We start from the raw sequence: 18,050 nt of genomic DNA on the forward strand, positions 1-18,050 counted from the left end.
AATTTAGGTGCGATTATTTTGCTTCAACGATGGCGATGTCGTCTTCGGTCAAATCGTACAATCGATAAAATTTTACTTACTCAACGCTTTATTTACTCGTTCTTCGTTAATTAATATATCTCGAAATAAAACATGAGGGAAAATATTGTATTTAGATTCTTTGAAAGTTTTATGGATTACCGACAATGTTGTAGATGTAATTAGAGATAAATTCATCTCAGTATCCATTTCACAATCGTACACAAAATCATCGCTAAATTCTGGAGCAACAAGTAGAATCTTTACGATACGAAGATTATTTTTAAGGGCTAGATTTTGATATGATTTTAATTGTCTTGAAACGGAACTGAACTTATTGTACCCCTTCTCTTTTATTGTTTTACATTCTATGATTATAATTTCACTATTGCCTAAATTCAATAATACATCAATCATATCTTTTTGTGTATTCAATTCATTTTTTAATTTCTCATCTACATTGAACCCTAAACCTTTAAAAATTATTCTTGTTAATTCCTCGAACTTCAGTCCTAGCTCACTTTCTTTAATTTGAATACCATTTTCTTTTAAAAGGTTTAAATTGCGATATCCAACATTTGCATAGTTTTCCATATAAAGATTTTCAACATCTTTATAATGCTCTAAAATGTTCAAGATATCATCACCACGCTGTTTCACACCATTCTCTTTTATGAATTGAGTCAGATCTGTTTTCGAAATCAAATCTAATATATCTCTAGGCTTAATGTTGTAGTCAAGCAAAAATGCTGCATTCAAAACGTACTCATCTTGAAATTCAAATTGCTCCTTGATCTCTTTATTTAATGTTGGTAATGATTGATTTAATTCAGTTAACATTTTATCATAGCCATCGTGTGATATTCCAACCTTATCATCTTTTTCGATATTGCTAAAATATTCTATTAAACTGTCTATTTTATCTTCTAAAGTATTTCCTTTTAAATTATCTATACCAAGTCCCTTTTCAACAATTTCAGCTAAAAATTTCTTTTTTTCAGTAAGCGAAATTCCTTCTTTATAAATCTCGTTTTTTAGTATTGAACTGAGAGAAACTCCATCATTAATAATCTTTTCAATTTTTTCAGATATTGACATTTTGCGATCAATATTATGGTTTTTGGCAATTTGATTAATTGTAGGTTCTCTAAAAAGTTTAAGAGTTCGTCTATAGAATTTCTCTGCAACTTCTTTTTCTCTAATTTTTCGCAGCAATCGAACTACTTCATCTGCAACATAGATGCAATTATCTTTCTTTGAAAAAAATAAAATTCCCATATTTTTCAAATGATTCACCACTTCCTGAATTTCAATTTTCTTTATTGGTAGAACCGAGTAATTGATAAATTTAATTTCCTCTTGAGAAAGATCAAGCTGTTTTGCAAGCGTTAAAATGATGGAGAGTTCATCAGAATTAACTTTAGTTTCTCTATTATTTGAAACGTCATTATGAAAAGCCGTATGAAGACAGTTTTTGTAAATTCTGTAGTCTCTTTTTCTATGCTCGGAAATTTCCGATTTTTCACTTTCTAAGTCTGTATTGAGTTCTTTTATCTTAATTTTTAAATTCTTAATTTCATTTTCATAAAGTCGAGAAAACCAATCTTGTTTCATAATGCAATTTCCATCACGAATAATGATATCAATTAGAATGTCTAACTGAGAATTCGCTTCATTAAATTCGCAAATAATATGCTCTTTGAATTCGTCTGATATTAGATTGAAAATGTTTACAACATTGATATTATCTGCGTTCTTAAGACCTTTATCAGAATTACTTAACAGTTTTTCAATGTCTTTAGCATTTTTTGGATTTTTTGAAATTTTATTATCTATTATTTTTATAAAAGAGTTTTTCTCCAAAGATCCCAATTTATCTAAAATTTTTTCAAGCTTCATCTTATGTTTTATTTATGTTGATTATTTCTAATCTTATTGCCAAATGATTTGTAAATATTGTAAAAGCTAAAATAGGTAATATTTCTCAAAGTGCATTTATGGATTTTTTAGGTTTTTACAATTTAATTCGTGTGATAAGCCATAAAAAAACACGCCCTTCGACGTGTTCCAATAATATATCTCCAAAAAAATTATCTCTCCATAATTCTCTTCACTGCTGCTTGTACAGCGTCAGAATCAATTCCGTATTTTTTCATTAATTCTGCTGGGGTTGCAGATTCTCCGAAAGTGTCATTTACGGCTACGAATTCCTGAATGGTTGGTCTTTTTCTAGATAACATTCCGGCTACGGATTCTCCTAAACCACCGATGTAGTTGTGTTCTTCGGCTGTTACGATTCTTCCGGTTTTTTCTACAGACTTTAAGATGATCTCTTCGTCTAAAGGTTTGATCGTGTGAATGTTGATGACTTCACAGGAAATTCCTTCTTTCTCTAATGCATCCGCAGCCAATAAAGATTCCCAAACTAAATGTCCGGTTGCTACGATGGTGACGTCGGTACCTTCCTGAAGCATAATTCCTTTTCCGATTTCGAAAGGCATATCTTCCGGAATAAATACCGGCACAACCGGTCGTCCGAATCTTAAATAAACGGGTCCTTCGAAATCCGCGATGGCCAATGTTGCTGCTTTGGTTTGATTGTAATCACAAGTGTTGATCACGGTCATTCCCGGAAGCATTTTCATCATTCCGATGTCTTCTAAAACCTGGTGCGTTGCGCCATCTTCACCCAAAGTAAGTCCTGCGTGGGAAGCACAAATTTTCACATTTTTATTTGAATAAGCGATTGACTGACGAATCTGGTCATAAACTCTGGACGTAGAGAAATTGGCGAAAGTTCCGGTGAAAGGAATTTTTCCGTTGATGGTTAAACCGGCTGCGATTCCCATCATGTTGGCTTCTGCGATTCCGATCTGGAAAAAACGTTCCGGTGCTTTTTCAATGAATTTCTCCATTTTCAAAGATCCGATAAGGTCGGCGCAAAGTGCTACGACATTTGGGTTTTTATCTGCCAATTCTGCTAATCCAGCGCCGAACCCGCTTCTTGTATCTTTTTGTTCTGTGTATGTATATTTCATGTTTTTACTTTTGATTGATCAAATTACTTTGAATTTTAATAACGAGTTTTCTAATTATAAATAATCTGCAGCCCGGCTTGAACGGAGCTCTTTTTTCTTGGTGGCTGAGCTTGTCGAAGCCAGCAATAAAAAAAGCGGGAGTGGAAGGCGGAAATGTCTGCCCCGATTGCCAAGTCCCTCGCAATGACAATTTTAATAATCAGCCGGAGCTTCTAAATATAATTGTTTAAATGCCGTATCCAGTTGCTCGTTGCTTGGCGCTTTTCCGTGCCATGCGTGAGTTCCCATCATAAAATCTACACCATGTCCCATTTCGGTATGCAAAAGAATACATACTGGTTTTCCTTTACCGGTCTCGGTTTTTGCTCTTTCAAGAATTGCAATTACGGCTTCCAGATCGTTTCCGTTTTTCTCGTTCAAAACGGTCCAGCCAAATGCTTCCATTTTTGCGTGTAAATCTCCAAGATCCAAAACATCATCGGTATCGCCATCAATCTGACGTCCGTTATAATCGATGGTTGCAATAATGTTGTCTACTTTTTTAGCAGCGGCATACATGAATGCTTCCCAGTTTTGACCTTCCTGCAATTCGCCATCGCCTTGTAAAGTGTAAATTAAACTGGTATCACCGTCTAATTTTTTACCTAAAGCGGCACCGATCGCAACCGACAAACCTTGACCCAAAGAACCTGAAGCGATTCTGATCCCCGGAAGATGGTCATGCGTGGTTGGATGTCCCTGCAATCTGGTTCCCAATTTTCTGAACGTTGCCAATTCTGCAACGGGAAAAAAATCGAATCTCGCTAAAGTGGAGTAGAACACGGGCGAAATGTGTCCGTTGGAAAGGAAGAAAAGATCTTCGTTTTTTCCTTCCATGGTGAAAGGAAGTTTGTAATTCATCACTGTCCCATAAAGGGCGGTGAAGTATTCGGTACAGCCCAAACTTCCGCCGGGATGACCGGAATTCACGGCGTGAACCATTCTCAAAATGTCTCTTCTAATTTGTGTGGTCAGAGATTTCAGCTCTTCAATCGATTTACTCATTATATAGATTTATTTGGACGCGAATTTAGTGATTTTTAATGGGTTTCAAAAATGGGCGAAACGAAAAAATTTGTTCAGAAATCTCGCCTGAATTTGTAGAAAATTGATCTTAAGGATAAAAAGTATATTCTAAAATTACTTTTTTAATTCTTCTGTTGTTGAGAAAATCAATGGAAGTTAGCAGGTTTTTATCATTCAAATGGTAAGTGGCGTCCAGTTTGAGTTTTTCATTTTCTCCATTCTCGTTATTTGCAAAATATTCTTCATAAAGCTGATCGCTTTTTTTGAGGATTTTGTACTCTTTTTTCTGCAAAATTTTACCATCCTGAAAAGAAGTGTAGGTGTAAGAAAAAGGAAAAACCCGCGGATCACTGCTGCAGTTATTTGTCCAGATTTTGCCATCGATATAATATTTCACGCAATCTTTTTCTAATTTGTCCTCAGTGAAAGAATTTTCCTCGGCATTTTGATCTCCCGACATCATCATGAAAGATTTGCGCAGAAGATGATCGCCACTCAAAGTGTAAATTTCAGTTTCATCGGCATCACCCACATTTTTTTGCATGATCATTTGGTCATTGCTGTAATTGATTTTGGTCGTGTGCAACGCACCTTTGATTTCAGACAGTCTGTTGTTTTTATAAATAAATGTGGCGTTACCGGAGATTTTACCAGATTTATCATATTGAATGTTTGAAGTTGGCTGACCGGCTGGATTGAGTTCTTTTTTCTCAAAAAGCATTTTTTTTCCATTCTCCAGAATAAAGGTGGTCGTTATTGATTTTACTTTTTCCTGCGATCTGTTGAAGATCACGGATTCCTTTTCAATGAGCGCCATTTCGGGAACAGAACCAATCTGTAAAAAGGCATTCATGACCAACTTAGACTTGTCGGTGAAATTATCTTTGCTTAAAAGTTCGGCAATTTCTTTTTTGTAATTCGTAGTATTGGTCACATAAGAGGATTGTTTTTTAAGGCCCAATTGCGCCGCAACAAATTCGGTTGAATTTTTCTTACCTTCTTGTACGACTGCAGATTTCTTCAGGTCGCCGCTCCAGAAAGCGGTCGCCTGGAAAGTATTTCCTTTTCCCGACAGATCCAAATGTTCCCCGTTTTCGAAAAGCAGATACGTGTAGCGCACGATTTTTTTCAGCTGAAAATCGGTTTTTTTAAAATTTTTACGGAGTTCATTTTCTTCCTGATCTTCCTGAGACATTAAACCTTCACCTTGACTTTGATCAATGTCGATGAGGAATACGTAAGGTTTTCCACTTTTTATTTTAAGAGTATCAACGACGTAATCATTTTCAAACTCATCGCCGCCCGTCGCAACTGTAACCGCAGCTTCGATGGGTGTTTTTGGTTTTGAATTTTTCTTCTGCGGTAATTTTTTCTGCGCTTGAAGGCTTAGGGAGAAAAAAATGATAATGGAAGTGGAGATAATTTTGAGCATTGTTTTAAATTATTTTAAGAATTGGTATTGAAGGAATGCATTTTTAAATAGAAAAATTAAAGTCTACACATTTCAGATTTGTAATTTTTTAACAGCCTTCATTCAGGTAAACACTGATTTCTGTGACCACGTTATTGATCAATGTGAACGACAGGAGCGTTCCGGCGTCATTATCAGTGAGGATAAAGTTGCTTCTGGTCGTGGAAAATTTTTCGGTTTTGTCATCCCACATCTGGTTCACGGAGAAATTGGGATAATTTTTATAGGCTTCAAATAACTGGTCTTTCGTGCTTCCAACGCCCATTCCGCTTTTGGTGCGGAATTTTTTGCTTTTCGTCATCAGAGAATAAATTTGATAACCGCCATCATATTGTCCTTTGTCATCGGAAGTTTGAGAAATAATGATCTCGATGGTTTCTCTTGCATAATTGACTTTGTTGGTTTTGTAGTATTCATCTTGCCCTGTGAACGCTACCAACTTTGATCTGTACACTTTTTCTACTTCTTTCGCTTTCATATTAATGGTGAAAGGTCCGATCCGAAGTGTCGATACGTCAAAATTTTCCTGCGCAAAAGCAGTGGTATTTCCGAATGTTAGAAAAAATAGGAATAATACTTTTTTCATGGTCATTGGTTTTTTTTTGATCAGTTTTTCATTGCTAAAATAAGAAATTAATATGGGTAAGAAAAAGTCTCAAATTGTGGATTTCGCCGCAAGATGTTTTGATGAATTTTTCATTTATTTCGTTTTGCTTCTTACTCATAATAATTAATAGAACAGTATTTGAAAACCAACAATAAATCTGTTTAATCATTACTTAAAAGGTATTTACAAATTTAACAATTTACCATTTTCACGATAATGATAAAATGTTTGAAACATTAAAACCACTTCAAAGTTCAGACAAATATTATGTTAACTTCTTGAGAACCATAAAATTATATATTTAAGTTATTTTAAGTTTGTGATATGACCATAAATGCGCAGTGATGTGCTTCATAATCACTATATATCAGGAAGTTTTTCCCGATAATAATCTCTACTTTTACCATTCTTAATAGGGATTTTACAATGTTCAATTAGAAAATAGTGAGTATTTTTTATAAGAATAATTAAAATATTGTTTGAGAAGCGCGGCCTTAAATTTATATTTTCAGTCACGCATATAATTTTAAATAAATGATTGCTGCTTATTGAGCATTCAAAAAGTCTTTTATGAAAAAAATTGTTTTCCTTTTTTCTGTCCTGTTTTACACCGTTTCATTTTCACAGGATATGCAGGCTTTCAATAAAATTTACTATAAAACTTACGTAGAAACTGCTCAAACTGATTTTAAAGGTGCGGTAAAAGTAGCAGACTCTCTATTTACAATCTCCGAAACTCCTGTGCTGCAAGCTCGAAGCCTTATGTTATCTGCATCGCTGTACAAACAATCTGGCGAAGTTAAAAAATCGGTCGATTATGCGTTGCGCGCGGGCGAAATTATTCAGCAGACCGACAATTACAATTGGCAGGCAAAAGTTTATGGATTTTTAGCAACAGAGTACAGACGACTTAAATTGTATGACAACTCCAGACTTTATATGGAAAAAGCTTTTGATGTCAGCAAAAATATAGAAGATCCAAAATCTGCAAACAACGTAAAAGGCTTAATGCAGCAGGAAAAAGCCTACTATGAAATTGAGAAGAAGAATTATAAAAAGGCTGTTGTAGAAATTAATAAAGCACAGCAATTCTTTGAACTGTCGGGCGCTAATCTCGATTTTTTCACCGCTAATAATGAGCAGTTACTGGGATTGAGTTATTATCATCTGAACGAGCCTAAAAAAGCACTGCAACATTATAATTCTGCTTTGAGTTTTTCTAAAAATGATCCGGGAGGGTTTCTGGTAGGACTTAGTTACAATGGTCTTGCAAACATCTATCTCGATCAAAAGGATTTAAAAAATGGAAAGAAATATTTAGATCTGGCAGAAAAAATTTCAAAAAAATCTCCTTATTTAGAGCTTAAAAATGAGATTTACACGACTTCTCAAAAATATTACGCGGCGACGAATGACCTCAAAAATCTGGTAAGTGTTAAAAAACAGCAGGATTCTGTCGTCGAAAAACTATCAACTGAATCTACAGCCTTTATCGATCAGTCTTTTACTTCTATGCAGAAAGATAATAAAAGGGTAGAAGAGAAGAGCTCGAATAAAAATGTAATGTTGATTTTAGGAGGTTTATTTATCATTTTAGGAGGCATCTACTTTTTACTTTACAGAATAAAACATAAGCGAAATCTGGAACATTTCCGGGAGATCTTAAAAAATATCGAGGAAAAATCGGCACTTGCGAAACAACGTAATTTTGAGCTCCGTGAAACAGAAGAAATAAACGCAGAAGAGCAAAATCTGCAGTCGTATAAAGCAGAACCATCAGTAAGCATGAGTGCTGAGACGGAGCAGAAAATTTTGTTGAAGCTGAAAGAATTTGAAGAATCTGAATTGTTTACAGACAATAATGTTTCCTTATCAACGCTTGCAACCTATTGTGAGTCTAATTCGAAGTATCTTTCTCACATCATCAATTCTTACAAAAAACAAGATTTTAATAACTATATTAACGAGTTGCGCATTACTTACATTGTGAAAAAACTGCAGAATTTCCCTTTGTATAGAAAGTATAAAATCGCGGTCCTTTCTGAGGAAGCAGGATTCTCCTCCCAAAATAAGTTTGCCACCATTTTTAAGAAGGTCACTACGATTTCACCTTCCGTTTTTATTAAATATTTGCAGGAAAACGAAGAAGCTTAATTCTTAAAGCTTTAATAATCAATTTTTTATCGATCCAAGGTTTACCGTTGTAATGAAAACGGTAAGTCATAACCTTTCGTACCCGGCATTCGCCCTCTACTTTTGCAGCGTTAATTAAACACAGCGCGACTTCACCATTTTAAAAAATAGGAATTAAAAAATTGTCCTTTCGAGGCCATTTGATGAAAAAACAGATTGAGAAGGCGGAGTATTTTGTACTCCGCATCTTAACTGGAAATTCTCCTCTTTTCTAAATAATTGAATAATCCATCTGAGTCGGATCATCATTAATAAAAAGCACAAATTCAATGGCAATTAAATTAATTTTTGAGAAAGCCTTTCAATATAGGGAAAACGATAATTCATCTGCTTTTCTGGCCCGTCGGTAAACTTCATCTTTATTTTCGAAAAAAAAATTACCATCATCACTTTTAAAAAATCGAAACAAAAATCACCAAGAGACTTTTCAATTGTATTGAAGAGTATTTTGTTATTCGTTTTTTTATTGAGTTTTTCAGAATTTTCCGCAAAATTGATTGTGCAGAGAGAGAATACTTTATCCTTCGAAAGCGAGGCGATTTTCAGCGTGGGAGCTTTGATCTGCAGCAATACTGAAAAAAGTTCTCCTGTACCAAAATCGAATAGTTCTAAAATTTTTGTTTTAAAGGGAACCATTGTTTCAAATCTTGATCATCTAACCAATGCAAAAGTGGTTTATATCGATCGGTCGAAACTAAGCCAACCACTGAAAGTAAAGAATAAAAAGAAGGTTACATCAAGATCAAAAATGAAGAGTAAGGTTGAAAGGAAATTTCAGGTTGAGAAAGAAATTTTTAAAACTTTTAATGATCCATACAGCGACAGTCGATTTTCTTATGTTTCATCATCTACGGTTTTCGCAATGCTCTCAAATTTCAATTCGTCTGTTAAAAAATCAGGTATTGCAGCATTTTCCTGCCCGAAAGCCAAATTTTTTTTGTCACGTTCTATAAAATTGAATTTAGAATTTTATTTACAAAATAATTCAATTTCTAGATTTACGTGCTCTTTCAGTGTGCGACCACCACCATTTCCTGCTTTTTCGTAAAATTTTCTTCTTGAAATCATGCCCTTGAAACTTTGGAAAACAGCTATCCAATCAAATCTTTTACATCAACTAACAGTACCGGATGAAGATGTTTCAAATGTATTTTAAAATACTAATACCAAAAATAAATAATTCTTAAAATATGAATTACCTCTACAAAAATATACTTCAGAAAAGTATTTTCTTATTTGCTTTTTTAAGTATGCTCAGTGCAAATGCTCAATTTTACTCTCTGGATGCAAATGGCATCGACTTTTCTTTTACGAATGCGAACACGACGCGCCTTTCCGGAACACAAAGTGCAGCAGGTTCTGTTTACAAAATAGCTAATCTAGGTACGGTTGAAGGCCGTTTACTGTATGGTAAACTTACCATTGTTGCCTTGGTTAATGCTTCTCTCTCCACTTTTGATGACGACACTACAGTGCCAATAAGATTTCAGCCGGTTATAACAACAACCGCTTCCGGTCATGTACAGTATAAATTAGAGTTTTTCGATACGACTACTAATTTCCCCGTTTATCTCCGGAATTATTTTCTAAATGGGATCGACATCGATGGAAGTAGCGCTGCTTTAACGGAAAAATATCTTTTACCTTTAAATGAATACAGCAATTACACCGTAAGCAATTCATCGCAATTAGTCGTTACAAATATTGGAGCAGAAACACAATTTCGTGGAATTCCGGGTAGTTTAACTGGAATCGTCTTTGAAAATACTGCCAGTTTTTATGCGCGGTATCTTAGTCCTAAAACATCGATCACTTTTAAAATTGGCGCAACAGGTGCGATTGCCAACAGACAGGGAGCTTTTGCTTTGGGAACCAATGGAACTTTTACCGGCCCCACCACGCCAACAAATAATCCACCTGCAAATATTCCTACAAGCGACCTGGCTATTACGAAAACGGTAGACAAGTCGAGTGTTGCAGTAGGATCGAACGTTGTTTTTACAATTACAGCAACCAACAATGGACCTATTGCTGCAACAAATGTTAACGTTAATGATAAGTTGCCATCCGGTTTTACTTATGTAAGTAGTGCTGCAACGCCGGTTGGGACTACCTATGATTCTGCAACGGGAGTTTGGGCTATAGGAAATATGGCAGATGGTGCTTCCTTAGTTTTAAAAATTACCGCCACTGTAAATGCAACAGCAACAAATAGTGCCGGGATTACCGGCGACGAAACCGAATCTAATACTGCAAATAACAGTGCGTCAGCTTCCGTCACTGCGTTTACTGAGTCTGATCTGCAGGTCATCAAATCAGTTGATAAGTCGAGCGCACCAGTAGGAGATAATGTAGCATTTACGATCATCGCTAAAAATAATGGTCCTGCAAACAATACGGGTGTTCAGGTTAAAGATCTTTTGCCTACAGGTTTTGCGTATGATTCACACGTGGCTCCTGCAGGTACAACTTACATTCCCGGAACAGGAATTTGGACCATCGGTAATTTAAATAATGGCGCAACACGTACTTTAAAAGTGTATGCAAAATTAAATGCGACCGGAAATTATACCAATACCGCCGTAATCAGCACAACAAGTGGAATCTCAGATCCGAATATTCCGAACAATACCTCCAGTGCTTCTGTGGCAGTCATCTGTCTCGAACAAATTTTGGGTGAAACTTTTACTGCGGAAGGTGGTGCGACCAAAACATTTACACAACCGCCAACTAATTATGGTTTTGACTTCGATATTTTTAAGTTGGATAATTCGTTTAATTTAACCGTTAACGGAACTCCTTTAGCTACTGCAGAATTACAGTTTCAGTCGGCGGGAACGCCTGCGCCGGGAATTAATGTGCGTTTTGTAGACGGGACGTTATATGAAGTGGGAACGCCAAATATTTATTCATTTACCGGAACTGCAGCTGCTCCGATGATACGAGTGGTGATCAGTCCAACTGGTACTGTAAATCTCTTTGGAAGCAAAATGACCAACGGTCCGTTATTTCCCTTAGAACTGTTTAATGGAGCTAGTTTGAACACAATAATCTGGAATACGGTAACAAATAATGTTATTACGATCACTCAAAATGTAGTAGGTGTTACAAATATTACCGGTCGTGGTTACGGATTAAATATAATACCATGTGTGTGTTATGATTTACCAGCTGGAGGAACGGGTGTTGCAACCAATCACGGAATCACTTTGTTGCGAAGAGCTGGTGGTACAAATACCGACTGGCCAATGGCTCGATTATCAGCTCATACTGTTTTAGAATCCAATACCAAAGGTTTTGTCATCACGAGAATGACAACTACCGAAATTAACAATATAATTTCTCCACAGGAAGGAATGATGGTTTTTGATACCGTAGAAAAATGTTTGAAAATCAATTCCGATGGTACAACTGGTGGTTGGAGCTGTTTCAACAACCCGGCTTGTCCGTAAAAAATAAAGCAGAGAAAGCTCTCAACGGTAGATCTTGTTGCGGGCTTCTTTCTTTAAAAATAATTTAAAAAAATAAAAGACAATGAAAAGTATATTCACAATTATATTATTAAGTGCAGTTTCAGCATTCAATGCACAAGTAATCATCGGTGATGCGGTGGGAACAGCAACCACAAAAACATCTGTATTATTAGAATTTGCAAAGGGTAATAAAGGTCTCATCCTGCCTTACGTTCGAACACTTTTTTCTCCACTTCCGGCTACCGCAGGAACTATTTTATTAGATGCAAGTATACCAGCGGAGGCAAGAATCAAATTTTCTAACGGAATAAGCTGGGTTGATCTCAGTGGTCGGGATGGAAATGTTACCAGTGCTTTAACCATACAACCAATGGGCATTGTAGAAACTGACGCAAAATCAATTATTGGTGCCAGAAGTTCCGGCTCAGACGGCGTTTTAGTTTTAGAATCTACGACAAAAGCAATGGTTTTACCGACTGTTGCAGATGTTCAGGATATTCCGAGTCCTTCTCCCGGAATGATGGTTTACATCAATAAAACCGGTGCAAAAAGATTAGCGGTATTCAACGGAACAACCTGGGCTTACTGGAAACCATAGTTGAAAATATTCGAAGATCAAAAGTGAAAAAGATCTAATGGTAAATTTTTGTTATAAATGATTTCAGTTTCAGCAAACTCCATCCAAAACTAAATTTTTCACTTCCAATTGATTATTAAAGGTTTAATGAATTGATAATGAAAGGTTGTTGTATTTTTTGCAGCAACTTTTTTTGTGAAAAGATATCCTTTAAATGAGGAAATTAAGAGTACAGATTTATTTCTAAAGCTGTTATCATTTAAATAAAAAATAGATCAGTGCAAATGCGGCGGCACTCATGATAATCAAAGTAATAACACCCAAAATATTTGAAAATTTTGAGTTCGTATTTTTGCCCATGATTTTCTTGTTATTCCCAATGTGAAGGATGATCGCAATCAAAATGGGTGCAGTAAGTCCATAGGTTATGGCGGTAAAAAGTAAAGCTTTTATAGGGCTAATTCCTAAAAAATCAAGTGATAAACCTACGAGTAGCGAGATAATGATCGAAATATAAAAAGCTTTTGCCTGTGGAAATTTTTTGTCAAGCCCAGCTTCCCATCCAAAAGTCTCTGCAAGCATGTAAGATTGTGAACCTGCTAAAACGGGTATTGCTAAAAGTCCTGTACCCAAAACTCCAATTGCAAAAATTAAATAAGTGAGTTTCCCGGTGAGTGGTTCCAGGGCTTTTGCAGCTTGATCTACCGTATCAATTTGTCTGATCCCGGAGTTGTAGAGCACACTTCCTGTGGTGAGAATAATGAAAAACATGACCAGGTTTGATAATACCATTCCTGTATTTACATCGGTTCTCATATCGCCAAGAACGCGTTTGTTCACGATGATCTTTCTTTTACTTTGAGCCATGTTTTCAACTTCCATCGTTGCTTGCCAGAAGAAAAGGTACGGAGAAATCGTCGTTCCCAGGATCGCAACAACGATTGAAAAAAATTCTTTGTTGAAATGAACGGTAGGAATGAAAGTATTTTTCAAAACCAAAAGCCAGTCCTGTTTGATCATAAATGGAACGATCATGTAAAGCAATAAGGATAAACAAAGCCATTTTAATATTTTCGCAATTTTTTGGTAAGGATATTTAATAATGATAAACATTAAAACAGCCGTAAATCCGACACAAAACACTGAAACAGGAACTGCAGGAATGATCATGTGTGCAACCGCGCCCATTCCCTGAATGTCTGCACCAATGTTGAGCGTGATCGCGGGGAAACTGAAAAGCAGCATGATATAAAGCAGAGGTTTCGAGTAATGATTCTTTAAAGTAACCGTTAAACCCTGAGAAGTGACCAAACCAATTCTCGCACACATTCCCTGAATCGCCGCCATTAAAGGAAAAGTAAGCAACGCTAACCAAAGTGTTGCAAGACCAAATTGCGCGCCTGCTTGCGAGTATGTTGCAATCCCGGAAGGATCATCATCGCTTGCTCCGGTTACGAGTCCGGGACCTAATAAGCCTAAAAACTTTTTTAACTTTGAGGGGCGTTTCTTGAATTTGGTCATTTTGATTCTTAATAAAAATTAGATCTCGTTTAAAATCCTAAGTAAATATACGAACGTTATCCTTTTATTATATTTAAAATTTTACAGAGAAGTAAGTTATTTTACACTATTGGACATTAATAAAATTTCTGCTTCCGCATTCAATAATTTTCAAATCAGAAAGGCATTAGAAAGAAATAAAAAAGCTGCTTCCGAATGGGAAACAGCTTTGCTTTAATAAAGAATTCTATTTTTAAATCTCGTTATTATTTTGAAAACAGATTATAACTGAGGATGAGAGAAACGTTCTGGAATTTAGTACTCCAGTACGTATAGTTCTCCAGAATATTTCTTTCGGTAAAGTATTTAACTTCAACTCCGTATTTGTTTTTGAACTGATAACCAATTCCAAACGCAAAATTTTGATTCGATTTACCGTCGAGCGAGTTACCCAGAGTTCCCGTACTGTCTCTAAATTCAAAATTATTTTTGATCTTAAGGTCAAAAATGTACTGACCATTTATAACTAATTTCGAGTCATCATTAAGGAAAAAATAATGTCTGATCCCAAGCGGCAATTCGATAGAAGAGTAGTCAACAGATGCTTTGTACGGAAAAGATGGATCATCGTTATTGGTTTGCTGTGCTTTGTAATACTGGTAAGTCGGTTCGAAAATAACAGACCATTTGTTTCTGTTGAAAGGAAAAACATATTCCATTTCTACACCAATACCAAAACCTGTTTTAGATTCCATGTTAAATTGTTTCCCTAAAGCAAAATTAGAGAAGGTCATAGAAGCAAAGTTAACGCGCGGACGAACAGAAAGATTTAAAAATCCTTTTTTCTGCTGCACGATCTTATTTTCGTAGTTCGGATTTTGACACTGATTATTTGCCGAAACCAGCTTTACCAGATCTTTTTCTCTGTATTCTGCATTTTTCAGATCATTTGCTGGGATTTTCGGGCACGTCAATACTTTTTGCAGTTGTTTCTGGTAATCTCTGTTGTAAGCCATTTTGCTTACTTCGATGAGGTATGGTTTATAAATCAATTGTTCAGGCTGTTTATCGCCCTCTTTCAGGAAATATTTTGCAAAACCTCCGTCATCATATTTGTATAGTTTAACGTCACCTTCTACGAGTTCTTTTAAAAATACTTTCTTTTCTAAAAATTCTGGTTCGTATCTCGAACTTAGTTTATTCAAATTATCACTGGATTGATCGATATTTAAAGTAGCCCGTAAATATTTTGCTTCGTTATAGATTTCAAAAAACTTCACATTTTTGATGTCGCCAATTTTTACTGCCGAACCTTCCTCTATTTTGTATTCGAAAGAAGTAGGATTATTGCGCCAGTCCACATTTTTGATGAGACATTCCATTCTTAAGTCGTCGTTATTGATGAAATACGCTTTTTCAAAATGGATCTGCGAAAACGCAAATATTGAAAAAAGTAAAGAGAAAAATAAGGAAATTTTTTTCATAAAATTTTGTTAAATTATTATTTTTTACGGACGTTAAATCTAAGTGTTTTTTCCTTATCACGCTGTAAAAAAAAACGAAAAAAGTACCCAAATTTTCATTTAGAAATTCAGGCAATTTTCATCTCAGTTCTAAAGAGGAAAATTTGATGTCAGGCATTTTTTTTTAGCTGCGGCTTTTCCAGTATTTCTTTTCGAACATCTGAATATAATTAATCGACCGGTCGCTGAATAATGGAGGATTTTTAGAATCTTTCTTTGCGGCTTTGTTGTAAATCTGGATAAACTGAAAAGGATTTTGAATATTTTTAAGCAGTTGATTTCGGTAACCATTTCTCACGATGATATCTGCCATAAAATATCCCGGATTGTGTCCGCTCGTCCATTTCACCAAATTGCGGTAGTCTTTTTCTGTCTTAAAGGTTTTTCCTCCAGAAGCCTGCATTTCCTCAATATTTCGGTTGGCGACCTGGACAATACTGTCGGCTTGCGGCAAAAGAAAATCTCTGATTTGCAAACCATAAGGAATTTCATCGTTGTGTGCGATGTTCGTTGGTTTTTCGATCAGATCCGCAGAACCTTCGTTGAGCACAACATTTAAAAAATATAATAAACCTTCATCTTCTTTTGCCACATTTTGATAACCAAAAGATTTTCTTAAATAATGATGCATTTCATGACCCAATAATCCGCCGGGTTGAATTTTATCGGCGTTATATAGATTCCATAAAGTTAAAACCAAACCACTGTTTCCGGCGATCGCGTCGTTTTCAATACCTAACAAATAGATATTAATTTTTGGTTCCTTAATCTGAAGTCTTTTTGGAAGCCACCCAAAAGTATTTTTATAGCTTGTTGCAAGATATTGTGGAGTTCCGACGGTGGCTTGAAATTCCTTCAACTCTTTTTCGTATTTTTTGTAGACATACACTTTATAAGTCAGCCAGTATGTTGATGGATCTTTCTCAATGGCCTCGACTCTTTTCTTTAAAATTTCGGCATTTTGTGGCATGTAAACTACTTCCACACTTTTTCTTAAACGCTCCAGATAATTTTTGTCAAAGCCTTGATTTTTCACATAGATCTTATTGGCCTCAAGATCCAGAAATTTGTTCCAGGTTTCCTTAGAAAGGGAATCGCCTTTTTTCAAACGTTCGATCATTTTCCAGTACGCATCTAAAGCTTCGGTATGAAAAGTTTGCGCTCTTGCGAAGGTCGAAAAGGTGAGTAGTAACGTAGTTATAGAAAAGAAGAGAAGAAGTTTTTTCATAAAAAGAGTGGTGTTAAATCGGAGATTTTAGTATACTGTTTGTGTTTTTAAGACAACTTAAAAGGAGGAAATGTCACAGTGAAAATTAAGTCAAAGATTCACAATCAGTTCTATTGACAACTCGATCCCTGAATTTCTTTTTATCATTAAAATTTCTGGAGATATTTTGAACAATATCGGTGTAATTATCAGTTCCATCTTTTCTTTTGTGATAAAATGGTTTTACAGATGTACAATTATCGTGTTCAAAGATGGTATTAAGCATTGTTCTATCTGAAATACCGCAAGAATGTCCGAAAATAAAAACTTGGAAATCTTCACCATTGATAAATTCTAAAAGTTTCTTATAATTACTAGTTTGAAGATATGCAATTGATTTAAAAAAATCTAAATATCTATTTTCGTTTAAATTTTCAAATTTTTTATAATGTTCATCAATATCGTCTCCGAAGCCAAAAATTATTGGATTCTTTTCATTGTTTAATTCTCCATGTATATGGTTAATTGAAATGTTTGAATTACATTCATATCCTGCAGTTCTACCCACATAATTATCAGTAATATTAGTATAATTGAAATTCAATATTAAAATTGATTCGGGATTTAAATTTAAAATTTTACACAAAGATTTTTGACCTGATAATAAAAGATCTTTGATGACTTCTTTCTCTGTCTTTTTAGAAATTAAATCTCTAATTCTTAGTATCAATTCTCTTTCTTCATCGTTTTCTATATTATTTGCAGTTATGTTGTCATTTAATATCTCAACTAAATTTGTATTTATTTTTTTTAAAATTTCCTCAATTAGATTGTCATTATAAATAGCGCTTAAATCATTATACTTTATTTGAGAACAAATATGGTTCTCAATTATATTAATGTTACTGGCTTCTTTTGGAATTTTATTCAGATACTCTGTAAATAACATTTTTACCTCATTGAAGTTTTTATTTAAATTATCAATTTGTCCTTGGTCGCAATTTTTTAATATAGTATAATACTCATTTTCGATATCAACCCAATTGTCATAACTTTTTTTAGTAATTAACTTCAAGAAATCATTTTCAAAAATTATATTTATACTATTAAGTTTAGTTTCAAAAATTAAGTCAGAATAATTTTTAGAAAATTCTAGTATAAAAGAGCTGCTATAGTTTACCGTTAATTCTATATGATTGAGTTTTTGATTAGTCATGTAAACACCTAATTGTAGTTGTTTTAATTCATTCTCCCAGAAATCATCAATAAAATCCTTATAACTAGTTTTCAAACCGTGTGCTAAATCAAAACCGTTTCCTACTAAAATTAATCTATTCATTAAATTGCGTTTGTATAAAAATAGAAAAATCGATTGAGC

13 protein-coding genes are annotated in these 18,050 nt (G+C 34.8%); 4 read left to right on the forward strand and 9 right to left on the reverse strand.

Going from position 1 to position 18,050, the window contains the following annotated elements; genetic code table 11:
- Positions 1-72: 72 nt before the first annotated feature.
- From IV494_RS00270 to IV494_RS00290, 5 genes are all read right to left on the reverse strand, one after another.
- Positions 73-1,917, reverse strand: coding sequence for a hypothetical protein (locus IV494_RS00270; RefSeq protein ID WP_196078176.1), 1,845 nt, complete (start codon positions 1,915-1,917; stop codon positions 73-75).
- 191 nt (positions 1,918-2,108) lie between these two features.
- A complete protein-coding gene (locus tag IV494_RS00275; RefSeq protein ID WP_196078177.1) occupies positions 2,109-3,056 on the reverse strand; it encodes a transketolase family protein in 948 nt (315 codons plus the stop codon).
- A gap of 192 nt (positions 3,057-3,248) precedes the next feature.
- A complete protein-coding gene (locus tag IV494_RS00280; RefSeq protein ID WP_196078178.1) occupies positions 3,249-4,100 on the reverse strand; it encodes a transketolase in 852 nt (283 codons plus the stop codon).
- Positions 4,101-4,209: 109 nt separating this feature from the next.
- Positions 4,210-5,553: a hypothetical protein gene (locus IV494_RS00285; RefSeq protein WP_196078179.1), complete on the reverse strand. Its 1,344-nt coding sequence runs from the start codon at positions 5,551-5,553 to the stop codon at positions 4,210-4,212.
- Positions 5,554-5,641: 88 nt separating this feature from the next.
- A complete protein-coding gene (locus tag IV494_RS00290) occupies positions 5,642-6,178 on the reverse strand; it encodes a hypothetical protein (RefSeq protein ID WP_196078180.1) in 537 nt (178 codons plus the stop codon).
- A gap of 591 nt (positions 6,179-6,769) precedes the next feature.
- On the opposite strand from IV494_RS00290, the gene IV494_RS00295 reads away from it, so the two are divergent.
- The 4 genes from IV494_RS00295 to IV494_RS00310 all read left to right on the forward strand — a co-directional run bounded on the left by IV494_RS00295 (position 6,770) and on the right by IV494_RS00310 (position 12,463).
- On the forward strand, positions 6,770-8,353 hold the full coding sequence (locus tag IV494_RS00295) for a helix-turn-helix domain-containing protein (protein WP_196078181.1): 1,584 nt from the start codon (positions 6,770-6,772) through the stop codon (positions 8,351-8,353).
- Positions 8,354-8,891: 538 nt separating this feature from the next.
- On the forward strand, positions 8,892-9,440 hold the full coding sequence (locus tag IV494_RS00300; RefSeq protein ID WP_196078182.1) for a hypothetical protein: 549 nt from the start codon (positions 8,892-8,894) through the stop codon (positions 9,438-9,440).
- A 142-nt stretch (positions 9,441-9,582) separates the two neighbouring features.
- A complete protein-coding gene (locus IV494_RS00305) occupies positions 9,583-11,844 on the forward strand; it encodes a DUF11 domain-containing protein (protein WP_196078183.1) in 2,262 nt (753 codons plus the stop codon).
- 82 nt (positions 11,845-11,926) lie between these two features.
- Positions 11,927-12,463: a hypothetical protein gene (locus IV494_RS00310; protein ID WP_196078184.1), complete on the forward strand. Its 537-nt coding sequence runs from the start codon at positions 11,927-11,929 to the stop codon at positions 12,461-12,463.
- A gap of 234 nt (positions 12,464-12,697) precedes the next feature.
- Here the strand turns inward: IV494_RS00310 and IV494_RS00315 are convergent, their stop codons facing one another.
- The 4 genes from IV494_RS00315 to IV494_RS00330 all read right to left on the reverse strand — a co-directional run bounded on the left by IV494_RS00315 (position 12,698) and on the right by IV494_RS00330 (position 18,011).
- Positions 12,698-13,963: an NRAMP family divalent metal transporter gene (locus IV494_RS00315; protein ID WP_196078185.1), complete on the reverse strand. Its 1,266-nt coding sequence runs from the start codon at positions 13,961-13,963 to the stop codon at positions 12,698-12,700.
- A gap of 245 nt (positions 13,964-14,208) precedes the next feature.
- Positions 14,209-15,426: a porin family protein gene (locus tag IV494_RS00320; protein WP_196078186.1), complete on the reverse strand. Its 1,218-nt coding sequence runs from the start codon at positions 15,424-15,426 to the stop codon at positions 14,209-14,211.
- A gap of 163 nt (positions 15,427-15,589) precedes the next feature.
- Positions 15,590-16,693 (reverse strand): DUF5700 domain-containing putative Zn-dependent protease, encoded by a 1,104-nt coding sequence (locus IV494_RS00325; RefSeq protein ID WP_196078187.1) that lies wholly within the window; start codon positions 16,691-16,693, stop codon positions 15,590-15,592.
- An 85-nt stretch (positions 16,694-16,778) separates the two neighbouring features.
- Positions 16,779-18,011: an AbiH family protein gene (locus tag IV494_RS00330; RefSeq protein WP_196078188.1), complete on the reverse strand. Its 1,233-nt coding sequence runs from the start codon at positions 18,009-18,011 to the stop codon at positions 16,779-16,781.
- Between the last annotated feature and the right edge of the window lie 39 nt (positions 18,012-18,050).

Origin of the sequence: Kaistella gelatinilytica, assembly GCF_015679325.1 — a bacterium.
GTDB classification, from domain to species: domain Bacteria; phylum Bacteroidota; class Bacteroidia; order Flavobacteriales; family Weeksellaceae; genus Kaistella; species Kaistella gelatinilytica.